The 13,497-nt window shown below is 67.6% G+C and carries 9 protein-coding genes; 6 read left to right on the plus strand and 3 right to left on the minus strand.

The window, feature by feature from the left end:
• Window positions 1–52: 52 nt before the first annotated feature.
• The 5 genes from DFR49_RS13345 to DFR49_RS13365 all read left to right on the plus strand — a co-directional run bounded on the left by DFR49_RS13345 (window position 53) and on the right by DFR49_RS13365 (window position 9,857).
• Window positions 53–2,797: a TonB-dependent receptor gene (locus tag DFR49_RS13345; RefSeq protein ID WP_119036119.1), complete on the plus strand. Its 2,745-nt coding sequence runs from the start codon at window positions 53–55 to the stop codon at window positions 2,795–2,797.
• 158 nt (window positions 2,798–2,955) lie between these two features.
• Window positions 2,956–5,202 carry a family 20 glycosylhydrolase gene (locus DFR49_RS13350; protein WP_119036120.1) on the plus strand — a complete coding sequence of 749 codons (2,247 nt, stop codon included), beginning with the start codon at window positions 2,956–2,958 and terminating at the stop codon, window positions 5,200–5,202.
• Between the two features lie 130 nt (window positions 5,203–5,332).
• A complete protein-coding gene (gene ptsP / locus DFR49_RS13355) occupies window positions 5,333–7,789 on the plus strand; it encodes a phosphoenolpyruvate--protein phosphotransferase (protein WP_119036121.1) in 2,457 nt (818 codons plus the stop codon).
• On the plus strand, window positions 7,786–9,483 hold the full coding sequence (nagE, locus tag DFR49_RS13360; protein ID WP_119036122.1) for an N-acetylglucosamine-specific PTS transporter subunit IIBC: 1,698 nt from the start codon (window positions 7,786–7,788) through the stop codon (window positions 9,481–9,483). Before ptsP ends, nagE begins: the two co-directional genes overlap by 4 nt.
• 41 nt (window positions 9,484–9,524) lie before the next feature.
• Window positions 9,525–9,857 (plus strand): hypothetical protein, encoded by a 333-nt coding sequence (locus DFR49_RS13365; RefSeq protein ID WP_211325877.1) that lies wholly within the window; start codon window positions 9,525–9,527, stop codon window positions 9,855–9,857.
• Window positions 9,858–9,912: 55 nt separating this feature from the next.
• On the opposite strand, the gene galE is transcribed toward DFR49_RS13365, so the two are convergent.
• Entirely contained in the window at window positions 9,913–10,899 is a 987-nt protein-coding gene (galE, locus tag DFR49_RS13370; protein WP_119036124.1) for a UDP-glucose 4-epimerase GalE, read from the minus strand.
• Window positions 10,900–10,958: 59 nt separating this feature from the next.
• On the opposite strand from galE, the gene msrA reads away from it, so the two are divergent.
• Window positions 10,959–11,504, plus strand: a complete 546-nt coding sequence (gene msrA / locus DFR49_RS13375) for a peptide-methionine (S)-S-oxide reductase MsrA (protein ID WP_119036125.1) — start codon at window positions 10,959–10,961, stop codon at window positions 11,502–11,504.
• 217 nt (window positions 11,505–11,721) lie between these two features.
• On the opposite strand, the gene aqpZ is transcribed toward msrA, so the two are convergent.
• Both aqpZ and DFR49_RS13385 read right to left on the minus strand, forming a co-directional pair.
• Window positions 11,722–12,453: an aquaporin Z gene (aqpZ, locus tag DFR49_RS13380; protein ID WP_119036126.1), complete on the minus strand. Its 732-nt coding sequence runs from the start codon at window positions 12,451–12,453 to the stop codon at window positions 11,722–11,724.
• Between the two features lie 80 nt (window positions 12,454–12,533).
• A complete protein-coding gene (locus DFR49_RS13385; RefSeq protein ID WP_119036127.1) occupies window positions 12,534–13,490 on the minus strand; it encodes an L-threonylcarbamoyladenylate synthase in 957 nt (318 codons plus the stop codon).
• Between the last annotated feature and the right edge of the window lie 7 nt (window positions 13,491–13,497).

A 13,497-nucleotide genomic window follows, 5' to 3' on the forward strand; every position in this document is an offset into this window, starting at 1 on the left:
GTCGTATTTTGGTCCTGTCCATTGATGCGGGGCCGGAGAAGGGGGAGAGGACATGTTGCACACCTGCAGGATGATGTTCGCCGGCACCGTGAGCGCGCTTGCGCTCGGTATGGCCGCGCCAGCCTATGCGCAGGACACGACCGGCGCCGCGACCGCCGATCAGGGCGAGGCGTCGAGCGAGATTGTCGTCACCGGCATCCGCGCCTCGTTGGAGGCCGCGCTCGACGCGAAGCGCAACGCCAACGCCATCGTCGATTCGGTCTCGGCGGAGGATGTCGGCAAATTTCCCAACACCAATGTCGCCGAGGCGCTGACGCTGGTGCCCGGCGTCACTGTCGATCGCCAGTTCGGCCAGGGTGAGAAAGTGTCGATCCTCGGCACCGATCCGGCGCTCAACCGGACGCTGCTCGACGGCCAGACGGTCGCGTCGGCGGATTGGTTCATCCTCGATTCGCCGGGACGCACCTTCAACTACGCCTTGCTCGCACCGCAGCTCGTCAACCGCGTCGACGTGTACAAATCGCCTGAGGCGCGGATCGACGAGGGCTCGATCGGCGGCACCGTCAACGTCGTCACGCGCAAGCCGCTCGATCTCGAACCGTTCACCGGCGCCGCGTCGCTCGGCTATCTCTACAACGACCGTTCGAAAAAGGGCGACCTCCAGGGCTCGGCACTGCTGAGCTGGCACAATGAGGCGGGCACGATCGGGCTGCTGGCATCGTTCCAGCGCGCCAAGGATCGCCTGCGCCGCCACGGTCTCGAAAGCTACGGTACGATCACGGCCGATTTCTGGGACGGCATCAACGACGCCAAGGCCGGCTCGCGGCCGCAGGATGCCTATCCCGTTCCTACCGATCCCGCGGAGGCGAGGGTGTCCGGGTCGGGCAATTGCATCGATGCGTGCGCGGCGACGCTCGCCGGCAATCCCGGCGCGCGGTTCCCGAACGCGTTCGGCACCAGCTATTTCGAGCAGGGGCGCGAGCGATTGACCTATTCGGCAACCGCGCAATGGAAGCCGGTCAGCCAGCTTACGCTCACTGCCGACTGGCTCAGGGTCGACGCCGATTACGATAATTTCAACCAGTCGCTTTATGCGTTTCCGGGCAATGTCTGGAACAGCTCCAACAAGCTGACCGGGCTCAATGTCGAAGACGGCATCGTCACCAGCGCTAGCTTCACCAACGCCCTGTCGGTGTTCGACGCGCAATATCGTATCGCCTCGATGCATTCGCAGACCTGGCACGGCAAGGCCGAATGGGACGACGATCATTGGGGGCTCAATGTCGAGGCCGGCAGCTCGAAGGCCGACGGCGGCAGCAAGCACCAGGTGTTCCTCGAATTCCTCAACTGGTCCGATTACACGGTCGATATCGGCGGGGCGCCCAAGGCCCCCGGCACGATCAGCTATCCGGGCGACGTGCTCGGCAATGCGGCCGCGTTCGCGACCGATCCGGGATGGAGCGGCAACCTCGTCGACAAGCCGACCAGCGACAAGGAACGCTACGCCCAGGCCGATCTGACGCTCAAGTTCGACGGCAGCCTCAAGAGCATCCAGTTCGGCTACAAATACCGCGATCACGAGACCAGCCAGACCTATGCGGGCGTCACCGTCGCGGGTGTCAGCGCGCCGGCCTCGCTGTTCGATCCCAGCGGCGCGGGCGGCAATTATCTGAGCGGCTTCGACGGCGTGAACGATCAGATGACGGGGCGATTCAAAATCGATGGCGGGGCGATGGTCGATTATGTCGAGGGCGGGGATTGGCTCGCGCCCGGCGCCTCTTTCCCGGTGCCGTCGATGTTCGCCGCGGCCGAATTCACCGCGGGCAATTGGGACGTGACCGAGAAAATCCACGCCGCCTATGTCCAGGCCAATTTCGAATCGGGGCCGCTGCGTGGCAATGTCGGCGCGCGTTACGTCGATACCAAGAGCGCCAGCGCGGGCTTCGTCTGCAATCCGGGTGCGCCCTGCAATTCGGAGCCCGACTGGACCTGGCAGACGACGTCCAAACATTATTCGAACGTGCTGCCGAGCGTGAACGTCGCGATCAACCTGAAGCCCGATCTGATCTTCCGCTTTGCGGCGTCGCAGGTGATCGCGCGGCCCAATTATGCCGACATGACCAATTATTTCTGGCTGTCGGATCAGATCCTGACCGGCGGCGGCGGCAACCCCAACCTCGATCCCTACGAATCGAGCAATTACAACGCCTCGCTCGAATGGTATTTCGCGCCGCGCGCGATCCTCGCGGCGGAGGTCTTCTACAAGGATATCGGCAATTACATCCTCCAGAGCACGGCGCCTGAGGATTATTTCAATCAATCCAGGGGGATCGTCACCACCTACGATATCAGTCGCCCGTACAATGCGGGATCGGCCGATGTGAAGGGCTTCGCGATCGCCTATCAGCAAAGCCTGCCGATGGGGTTCGGCATACTCGCCAATTACACCTATTCGAACGGCAACGGGAAGGATGGCGCCGATCTGCCGTTCAATTCGCGGCATCAGGCGAGCCTAAGCCCGTTCTTCGAAAGCGGCCCGGTGGCGATCCGCGGCACCTATACGTGGCGGTCGAAATATTTCACCGGCATCGATCGCGGCGATCAGATGTACGTCCGCGACAGCGCCAATCTCGACGTCTCAGCGACCTATAATTTCACGAAGAATCTGGGGCTGACGCTGTCGGGCATGAACCTCACCGACAGCCAGTATTACGCCTATGCCAATACCCCGCGGCTGCCGCGCGGCGTGTACAAGAGCGGGCGCAAGTTCCTCGCGACGGTCAATTTCAACTTCTGATCATGCGGGCGGCGGCGAGTCTTGACGCCGCCGCCCGTCGTTTCCGGCGATCGGCACCTGAACTATCGTCACCGTCGCCAAGCGATCCGCGGGATTGGCGGCGCACGGCCTTTTCGCGATATGTCGTCGATCGCACGCCGCTCGAAAGGGTTTTGCACATGCGTACCATCGTGGCCGCCGCCGTCCTGTCGCTGGCGATACCCGCGGTCGCCCACGCGCAATCGACGCTGCCGCTGCTGCCCAGCCCCGCAAGCGCGATCGAACACAGCGGCAGCTTTGCGGTGGCAGATGCCGGCATCGCCGTCGTCGATGAGGGGGCGCTGGCGGCAGCGGGGCGATTGCGCTCGCTGCTCGAGCGCACCGGCGGGCCGGACCTGTCGCTCACGGCGCGCGGACGCATCCGCTTCGAGCGCGATCCGAAGATCGCGGGCGCGGAAAGCTATCGGCTGGTGGTGACGCCGGCGGGCGCGACCGTTTCCGCCGCGAGCGACGCGGGGCTCTATTACGGTGCCGAAAGCCTGTGGCAGCTCATCGCCGCGAGCACGGACGGCCGCATCCCCGCGGTCACGATCGACGATGCGCCCGCCTTCGCCTGGCGTGGGGTGATGCTCGATTCGTCGCGCCATTTCCAGCCGGTCGAGTATGTGAAGCAGCTCATCGACCGCATGGCGCTCGCCAAGCTCAACACGTTCCATTGGCACCTCACCGACGACCAGGGCTGGCGGATCGAGATCGACCGATACCCGAAGCTCACCAGCGTCGGCGCGTGGCGGCAGCCCGCGGGCGCGGCTGGCGTCGACGCCAATGGCAAGCCCGTGCGCTATGGCGGCTTCTACACCAAGGCCGAGATCCGCGACGTCGTCGCTTATGCGGCCACGCGTCACATCACGATCGTGCCCGAAATCGAGATGCCGGGCCACGCGACCGCCGCGATCGCCGCCTATCCCGAGCTCGCCTCGACCCCCAATCCGCCCACCGCGCCGACCCACGATTGGGGCATCCTCCCCAACCTCTTCAACCCCGACGAGCCGACCTTCACCTTCCTCGAAAACGTGCTCGACGAGGTGATGGCGCTGTTCCCGGGCCGCTACATCCATGTCGGCGGCGATGAGGCGATGAAGGATCAATGGAAGGCGAATCCGGCGATCCAGGCCAAGATCAAGGCGCTGGGATTAAAGGACGAAAACGCGCTCCAGGGCTGGTTCACGGCGCGGATCGGCGCCTATCTCGAAAAGCACGGCCGCAAGCTGATCGGCTGGGACGAGATCCTTGAAGGCCAGGTGCCTGCCGACGCGACGGTGATGTCGTGGCGCGGCATCGACGGCGCGATCACCGCGGCCAAGGCGGGCCACGACACCGTGCTCTCGCCCGCGCCGACGCTCTATTTCAATTACCGGTCGAGCACCTCGCCCGACGAACCCGGCGCGCAGGGAACGCTTGTCGATTGGCGCACGCTCTACGCCTTCGATCCGGCCCCTGCCGAGCTCACACCGGCCGAGCGCAGGCACATCATCGGCCTCCAGGGCAACCTCTGGACCGAGCATCTGAGCACCACCGCCGCCGCCGATCGCATGCTCTGGCCGCGCGCCGCGATCCTGGCGGACATGGCCTGGTCCAGGGCGCCGCGCGATTGGAACGGGCTGTCGGATCGGCTGGTCGCCGCCTTCGGCCGCTGGCACGAACTGGGCTGGGCCTACGATGCCACGCCGCTCGTCCCGCTCGCCACTTTCACCGGCCGCGACGGCAGGATCGACGTAACGCTGAATCAGCCCGCGGGAATGGGCACGATCCGGGTCACCACGGACGGCAGCGCGCCGACGCCCGCTTCCCCCGCCTACGCTGCGCCGTTGACGCTCGCCTCGGACACGATCTTGCGCGCGCAGTCCTTTCTCGGCGAGGCCGCGCTTGGCGATGCCGTGCGCTGGACGGTATCGCCCGCGCTGTTGCGCACCCGCGGCGCTACCGAAATGGAGCTGTGCAGCAACGCGATTCCCTTGCGGCTGGAGGATGACGGGCCGACCGACGGCGTCCGCCGCGTCCACTGGGTCGATATCATGAAGCCGTGCTGGATCTGGAAAGACGCCCCGCTCGACGGGGCAACGCGGATCACCGCCGAGGTCGGGCAGATGCCGTTCAACTTCGCGATCGGCGACGACGTGAAGCACATCACGCACGAAGACCCGGCGACCCCGGCGGGCGAACTCAAGGTGCGGCGCGATAGCTGCGACGGCCCGGTGATCGCCACCGTCCCGCTCGCCGCCGCGCTCGACAACAGCGGCGTCACCACGGTCTCGGGCGCGCTCGCACCGCAGCGTGGGACGCATAACCTTTGCCTCACCTTCGCGCAGCACGGGATCGATCCCTATTGGGTGCTCGACCGGCTGACGCTGGAGGCGGGGCAATAGTGTCGGCCGCGTCGGCAGCCACACCCGCTTCCCCGGCGAAGGCCGGGGTCCAGTATCGGGCCGGCCGTAACTGGACCCCGGCCTTCGCCGGGGAGGTAGAAATGGACGGATTCAGCGCGAGCGCCACACGATGATCATCATCGCGGGCCCGCTTGCCGGCTGGGTGACGCCGCTCGACGAGGTTCCCGATCCGGTGTTCGCCGATCGCATGCTGGGGGACGGCGTTGCGATCGACCCGACGGACGGCCGACTGGTGGCGCCCGGCGACGGCACGATCGAGAGCGTCCACCCCGCCGGCCACGCCGTGACGATCGCGCTCGATGCCGGGCCGGTGCTGCTGCTCCATGTCGGGCTCGACACCGTCGCGCTCGATGGTGAGGGGTTCACGCCCGGCGTGAAGGCGGGTGACCGGGTGGCGACGGGCGATCTGCTCGTCACGATCGATCTCGACGCGGTGGGGCGGCGCGCGCGCAGCCTGGTGACGCCGGTCGTGGTCACCAACGGCGACGCATTCGCGATCGAGGAACCGGCCGCACCGGGAGTGATCGCGGCGGGCGCGCCCTTGTTCGTGCTGCGCCCGACCGGGGCGGCGGCGGTGCCGGCGGTAGCAAAGGCGATGCCCGAGGCCGAGCGCACGCTCGCGCTGCCGCTTGCGCACGGGCTTCACGCGCGGCCGGCGGCGCGGATCGCGGCGCTCGCCGCCGAAACCGGTGCTGCCGACCTCGTGACTGCCGACGGCCGCACTGCGTCGGCGAAGAGTGCGGTGGCGATGCTCGCGCTCGCGCTTCGCCACGGCGACATGGTGACGGTGCGCGGCGATACGGCGGCGGTCTCCGCGATCGCCGAACTGCTCGAAACGGGCATGGGCGAGCATCGCGCCGTGGCCGCGCCGATGCCGGCAGCGCCGGTCACGCTGCCTGACCGATTGACCGGGATCGCCGCGGTGCCCGGTCTCGCGATCGGCCCCGCCTTCCGGTTACGGACGACCGCGATCGCGGTGCGCGAGGAAGGGCAAAGCCCCGCGCTCGAACGCCAGGCGCTCGGCGCGGCGCGCTTCAAGGTGCGCAAGGCGCTCGAGGAAGTGGCGCGGCGGGCGGGGGACGGTGCCGGGATCGCGGCCGCGCATCTCGCCTTCCTCGACGATCCCGAAGTGTCGGCCGCGGCCGAGCGGACGATCGACGCGGGCAAGAGCGCGGGCTTCGCGTGGCGCGCGGCGATCGAGGGTTTCGTGGCGCCGCTTCTGGCGAGCGCCGACCGGCGCTTCGCCGAGCGGATCGACGATCTGCGCGACCTCGAACATCGCGTGCTCGCCGCGCTCGACGGCGGCGCCGCCGCCGCGCCCGCCTTGCCCGAGGCGGCGATCCTCGTCGCCGACGATCTGCTGCCGTCGCAATTGATGGCGCTCGACACGCGGCCGGCGGGAATCGCGCTGGCGCGGGGCGGGGCGACCTCGCACGTCGCGATCATCGCTGCGGGGATGGGGGTGCCGATGACGATCGGGCTCGGCCCCGCGCTCGGGCTGGTGGAAGACGGCACCGACCTGATTCTCGCCGACGGCGCGCTCACGATCGCACCGTCTGCGGCCGTGATGGCGGCGACGCGCGCCGATGCCGACGCGCGCGCCGTCCGGCGCAAGGCAGCCGAAGCACGCGCGCACGAGCCCGCCGTGACCACCGACGGCATCGCGATCGAGGTCGTCGCCAACCTCGGCTCGGCGGCCGACGCGCGCGCGGCGGTGGCGGCGGGTGCCGAAGGGTGTGGCCTCCTGCGTACCGAATTCCTGTTTCTCGATCGCGCGCAGCCGCCCGGCGAGGCCGAACAGCGCGCCGCCTATCAGGCCATCGCCGACGCGCTCGGCCCGCGCCCGCTGATCGTGCGCACGCTCGATATCGGCGCCGACAAGCCAGCGCCCTGGCTCGCGCTCGCGGCCGAGGAAAACCCGGCGCTCGGGTTGCGCGGCATCCGGCTCCAGCTTGCGCGCCGCGATCTGCTGGAGACGCAATTGCGCGCGCTGCTCGGGGTGCGCACCGAGGGCGCGCTCAGCATCATGCTGCCGATGGTGGCCGACAGGGCAGAGCTTAGCGCGGTGCGCGCGCTGCTGGTGCGGCTCGCGGACGACGCCGGGGTCGCGCTGCCCGCGCTCGGCATCATGGTGGAAACCCCCGCTGCCGCGCTCACCGCCGCGAGCCTTGCCGAAGACGCCGCCTTCTTCTCGATCGGCAGCAACGACCTCAGCCAATATGCGCTGGCGCGCGATCGCACCAATCCGGCCGTCGCCGCGGGGCTCGATGGGCTCCATCCCGCCGTGCTGAGGTTGATCGACGAGACGGTGCGTGGCGGCGCGATCCACGGCCGCTGGACGGGCGTGTGCGGCGGGCTGGCGAGCGTGCCCGAGGCGGTGCCGGTGCTGCTCGGGCTCGGCGTCACCGAATTGTCGGTGCCGCCCGCCGCCGTGGCCGAGATCAAGGCGCTGGTGCGCGGGCTCGATATGGGGCGGTGCCGCGGCGCCGCGCGCGCCGCACTGATCGCGCCCGATGCCGATACGGTGCGCGCGCTCAGCCGGCCGCTGATGGAGGATGCCGCATGAGGCTTTCGTTGCAATCGCTCCAGCCGCTCGGACGCGCCTTGATGCTGCCGATCGCGGTGCTGCCGGTGGCGGCGCTGCTGCTCCGGCTCGGCCAGCCCGATCTGTTCGACGTGCCGTTAGTCGCGGCGGCGGGGGCGGCGATCTTCGACAATCTGGGGCTGCTGTTCGCGCTCGGTATCGGTGTGGGGCTGGCGAAGGACAATAATGGCGCGGCGGGGCTGGCGGGGCTGGTCTGTTTCCTCGTCGCGACGCGCGGGAGCATGACCCTGCTCACCGTCCCGCCCGATGCGATGGCGGGCTTGTCGGCCGATGCCACCGCGCTGGCCGCTGACGCGTGGCGCACCAAGGCGATCGCCAAGCTCTCGGTGCCGATCGGCATCCTCTCGGGCCTGATCGCGGGGGCGTTCTACAATCGTTATGCGACGATCCGGCTGCCCGAATATCTCGCCTTTTTCGGCGGGCGGCGGTTCGTGCCGATCCTATCCGGGGTCGCCGGGCTCGGCCTCGCTTTGGTGTTCGGCGGGCTCTACACGCCGATCGATACGGGGATGGATGCGCTGTCGAAGGGGGTGATCGGCTCGGGCGAGGCGGGGCTGTTCTTCTACGGGCTGCTCAACCGGCTGCTGATCGTCACCGGGCTGCACCATATCCTCAACAACCTCGCCTGGTTTCTCGTCGGTGATTATCATGGGAGCACGGGTGACCTGAACCGCTTCTTCGCGGGCGATCCCAGTGCGGGCGCGTTCATGGCCGGGTTCTTCCCGGTGATGATGTTCGGCCTGCCCGCGGCGTGCCTCGCGATGTATCGCTCGGCCTTCCCCGAGCGGCGCAAGGCGGTGGGCGGGATGCTGCTCTCGATGGCGCTGACCGCGATCCTGACGGGCGTGACCGAGCCGATCGAGTTCAGCTTCATGTTCCTCGCGCCGCTGCTCTATGCGCTCCATGCGGTGCTGACCGGGCTGGCGATGGCGGTGATGGATCTGCTCGGGATCAAGCTCGGCTTCGGCTTTTCGGCGGGGCTGCTCGATTACGCGCTCAATTTTTCCAAGGCGACGCGGCCGCTGCTGCTGTTGCCCGTCGGGATCGTCTATTTCCTGCTCTATTACGGCGTGTTCCGGTTCGCGATCCTGCGCTTCAATCTCAAGACGCCGGGGCGCGAGGATGAGCCCGTGGGCGAGGAGATCGCGCCTGTCGCAGGATCGCGCGGCCCCGCCTTCGTCGCGGCGCTGGGCGGCGCGGCCAACCTTGCGAGCATCGATGCCTGCACGACACGGCTCAGGCTGGTGGTCGCCGATCAGGGCGCGGTGGACGAGGCGCGGCTCCGCGCGCTGGGCGCCAAGGGATTCGTGCGCCCCTCGGCACAGGCGCTGCAAGTGGTGCTCGGCCCCGAGGCCGATCTGGTCGCGACCGAGATGCGTGCGGCGGCGGGACCGCTCGGGACGGTGGCGGAGATACCCGAAACGAAGGTCGCGCCGGCCGCGGACGTGACGCCGTGGCTTACCGCGCTCGGCGGGCGCGACAACCTGGCCGAAGTCGCCGCCAACCCCAGTCGCCTGATGCTCCGCCTGCGCGACGATGCGGTCGACGACACTGCCCTCACCGCGCTCGGCGTGCGTGCGGTGGCACGCACCGAAGGAATGCTGCACCTGATCGTCCCCGACGCCGAACCGATCGGCCGCGCCCTCGCGGCGTGAGCGGGCATCGCGGGTCGGGTCGTGGAGCTATAAAAATCCAAGTGGCAGGAGCCGCCCCAATTGTGGTCATTCGCTTAACGCGGCATGCTGACGTTATGGTCAAAACTTTGAATGGATTGACGATAGCGGCTATTGCCGCGTGGTCGGCCTACCTGCTGTGGCTGCTGGCAATGGTCCTGCGCCTATCCGCTTGGCTTTCCACGTCCGAGACCATCGCCGGTTTAGCCATACCGATCGCAATGATTGCAGCAGTACTATGGATTCGCTTCAGCCTTGCCGCACGGCTGCCAGGCCGCGTTATCGCATTGTTTCAATTGTTCATCTTGGCCGTCGCTTGTCTATTCCTCGTCTCCGTGCTCACTCCGAAGATCTAAGGCCGGCTTTCCACCCATAGCGCCGCGACAATAACGACGGATCGGTGCCGCGGATCTAGCCGCGCTCGGCGAGCGTGCGTTCCCAAGCGAGCGCGTCGCTGACGATCCGGTCGAGATCGGCGTAGCGCGGGCGCCAGGGCAGCGTTTCGAGGATGCGGCGGTTGTCGGAGACGAGCGCATCGGGGTCGCCCGCGCGGCGGCCTTCCATGCGGCGCTCGATCGTGATGTTGGTCACCCGATCGACGGCGTCGAGCACCTCGAGCACCGAATAGCCGCGACCATAGCCCGCGTTCATCGTCAGGTTGCGCGTCGGCTCGGCGATCAGCGCGGCGAGCGCATCGACATGCGCGGCGGCGAGGTCGCTGACATGGATATAGTCGCGCACCCCGGTGCCGTCGGGGGTGGCGAAATCACTGCCGAACACCGCGACATGCCCGCGCTTGCCCGTCGCCGCCTCGACCGCGACCTTGATGAGATGCGTCGCGCCGGCGGTCGACTGGCCCGAGCGGCCTTGCGGATCGGCGCCCGCGACGTTGAAATACCTGAGCGCGCAATAGTTGATCGGATGTGCGGCGGCGGTGTCCTTGAGCATGATCTCGGTCATCAGCTTGGACATGCCGTAAGGGTTGATCGGCCTGGTCGGGCTGTCCTCGCGAACCGGCACGACGTCGGGGATGCCATAGGTCGCGGCGGTCGAGGAGAAGATGAAATGCTTCACCCCTGCCGTCACTGCGCTCTCGATCAGCGTCCGGCTCGCGGCGGTGTTGTTGCGGTAATATTTGAGCGGATCGGAGACCGATTCGGGCACCACCACCGATCCGGCGAAATGCATGATTGCTTCGACACCGTGCCCGGCGATCACATCGCGCACGCGATCATCCTCGACCGCCATCTCGACGAAGGCGGCGCGGCGGTCGACCGCCCAGGCGAAACCGGTGACGAGGTTGTCGATCACCACGACCTGATGCCCGGCGTCGAGTAGCGCCAGCACCGCATGGCTGCCGATATAGCCCGCTCCGCCCGTCACCATCACGCTCGCCATCGGTTTTCCTTTGCTGTCAGGCGCCCTATTTATATCCCCAAGAGCGAAAGGAACGGTTGATGGCAAGCGAAACGGCGATCCTGGCGGGCGGTTGCTTCTGGTGCACCGAGGCGGTGTTCAACGACGTGATCGGCGTCGAAAAGGTCGAAAGCGGCTATATGGGCGGCACGACCGCGAACCCGACCTACAAGCAGGTATGCGGCGGCGACACCGGCCATGCCGAGGCGATCCGCATCACCTTCGACGCCGACCAGCTACGCTATGGCGATCTGCTCGACATCTTCTTCGCGACGCACGATCCGACCCAGCTCAACCGGCAGGGCAACGATGTCGGCACGCAATATCGCTCGGCGATCTTCCCGCAGGATCAGATGCAGCACCACGCCGCGCTGGCTGCGATCGAGCGCAACCAGGCGGAATGGCCGCAGCCGATCGTGACCACGATCGAGCTTGCCGACCGTTTCTGGCCCGCCGAGGACTATCACCAGGAATATTGGGAAGGCGAGGGCCGGCGCAATCCCTATTGCATCGCGCATATCCCGCCCAAGCTCCAGAAGCTGCGCAAGCGCTTTGCCGATCGTGCCAAGGAAGGCGCGGCCGCCTGAGAGTCGGTTTGAGAAATCGCGAAAGAGCGATTTCCGAAGCGGCACCGGCCCACTCCCCCACGGGGTCCCCGCAAAGTAATACTTTGCGGGGTTACACCCCCACCCGGCCACCCATAGGATACTGGCGTTGGGTGGCCGGGTGGGGGAGTGGGCCGGTGCCGCAATATAGACTCAGCAGCGGAAGCGCCGGCAATTCGGCGCCCCCGCCGCGGATCGATCAGAGCGGTTCGCCCGTCACATCGGGACGCTTGCTCGCGTCGGCGCCGAGCGTCTTGTAAATGAGGCCGCCGAGCACGCCGCCGACGATCGGGGCCACCCAGAACAGCCAGAGTTGCTGCAACGCCCAACCGCCCGCGATCAGCGCCGGGCCGGTGCTGCGCGCCGGGTTGACCGAGGTGTTGGTCACCGGGATGCAGATCAGATGGATCAGCGTCAGCGACAGCCCGATCGCGATCGGCGCGAACCCGGCGGGGGCGCGGCTGTCGGTCGATCCCATGATGACGAGCACGAAGAACAGCGTCAGCACGATCTCGAGCAGCAACCCCGACGTCAGCGAAAAGCCCTGCGGCGAATGCTCGCCGAAGCCGTTGGCCGCAAGCCCGTTGGTCGCGAGCGAATAATCGGCCTTGCCGCTGGCGATCAGATAGAGAAGCGCTGCCGCCGCGACCGCGCCGATGACCTGCGCGATGACGTAAAGCGGAATGTCCTTCGCCGGAAAGCGGCCGCCGGCCCACAAGCCGATCGTCACCGCGGGGTTGAGGTGGCAGCCCGAAATGTGGCCGATCGTATATGCCATCGTCAGCACCGTCAGCCCGAACGCGAGCGCGACGCCCGCATAGCCGATCCCGAGCGCAGGCACGCCCGCGGCGAGCACCGCGGCGCCGCAGCCCCCCAATACCAGCCAGAATGTCCCGATAAGTTCCGCAAGCCCCCGTTGTACGTTGGTCATGGCACCCTCCTGTTCTCCCGCGTCTTGAAATATCGCGGAATGAGGGCAGCCTAACCGTCGTTGCGCCGACGTAAAGACCGTTATCGATGCGCGGCGCGGCGCAGCCGATCGTTGATCGCGATGCCGATGCCCTCGGCCGGCACCGGGGCGACCGCGATGCGGGATCGAGGCGCGGCATCGGCGTGGTGGAGGGCATCGAACAGCCGCGCCGCCGCTTCGACGGGATCACCCGTGGCGGAGAGCGTATCGTCGCCGGCGATCGCGCCGAAACCGATCAGCCATTCGTCATCGGCGGCATCGGTCGCGTGCAGGCGCAGCGGCTTGGACGGCGCATAGTGACTGGGCAATTGTCCGGGTGATTCCAATCCCCCTCCCGGCCGATTCGAAACCGGACCCCGGCCTTCGCCGGCGACATATTGTCGTACGTCGATTGCCGTAATCGGCCCCGGCCGGAGGATCGTGCAACCCTTCACGATCGTCGATTCGAGCCCCGCCTCGGTCGCGCCGTCGTCGATGACGAGCGGAATCCGGCCGCCGAGGCTTGCCACGACATGCGCCGCGCGGGTCGGGCTGATCGACCCGCTGGCATTGGCCGAGGGCGCGGCGAGCGGCTTGCCCGTTGCGTCGAGCAAGGCCTGCATCGCGCGGTGGCGCGGCACGCGCAGCGCGATCGTATCGAGCCCGGCGGTCACCAGCGCGGCGATTTCCGCATCGGGCTTGAGCGGGACGACCAGCGTCAACGGCCCCGGCCAGAATCTGCCGGCAAGCGCGCGCGCGTCGGCGTCGAACATGCCGATTCGTTCGGCAGCCGCGACATCGCGAACGTGGACAATCAGCGGGTTGAAGCTCGGCCGGTCCTTGGCGGCATAGATGCGCGCCACGGCATGTGGATTGGTCGCGTCGGCGGCGAGCCCGTAGACCGTCTCGGTCGGCACCGCGACAGGCTCACCCGCCGCGATCAGCGCCGCTGCCTCGGCGATCGCAGCCGTGCCGTAGCGTAAGGTGCGCGTCGTGCCGGGGGTGTTTGGAACGAGCATTTTGTCG

The sequence above is a fragment of the Hephaestia caeni genome (genome assembly GCF_003550065.1).
Classification (GTDB): domain Bacteria; phylum Pseudomonadota; class Alphaproteobacteria; order Sphingomonadales; family Sphingomonadaceae; genus Sphingomonas; species Sphingomonas caeni_A.

What these genes read in the sequence shown, in the direction of transcription:
- DFR49_RS13350 (WP_119036120.1), top strand. Translation starts at nt 2,956, where the DNA reads ATGCGTACCATCGTGGCCGCCGCCGTCCTGTCGCTGGCGATACCCGCG.
- msrA (WP_119036125.1), top strand. Translation starts at nt 10,959, where the DNA reads ATGGCAAGCGAAACGGCGATCCTGGCGGGCGGTTGCTTCTGGTGCACC.
- DFR49_RS13385 (WP_119036127.1), bottom strand. Translation starts at nt 13,490, where the DNA reads ATGCTCGTTCCAAACACCCCCGGCACGACGCGCACCTTACGCTACGGC.
- ptsP (WP_119036121.1), top strand. Translation starts at nt 5,333, where the DNA reads ATGATCATCATCGCGGGCCCGCTTGCCGGCTGGGTGACGCCGCTCGAC.
- DFR49_RS13345 (WP_119036119.1), top strand. Translation starts at nt 53, where the DNA reads ATGTTGCACACCTGCAGGATGATGTTCGCCGGCACCGTGAGCGCGCTT.
- galE (WP_119036124.1), bottom strand. Translation starts at nt 10,899, where the DNA reads ATGGCGAGCGTGATGGTGACGGGCGGAGCGGGCTATATCGGCAGCCAT.
- nagE (WP_119036122.1), top strand. Translation starts at nt 7,786, where the DNA reads ATGAGGCTTTCGTTGCAATCGCTCCAGCCGCTCGGACGCGCCTTGATG.
- aqpZ (WP_119036126.1), bottom strand. Translation starts at nt 12,453, where the DNA reads ATGACCAACGTACAACGGGGGCTTGCGGAACTTATCGGGACATTCTGG.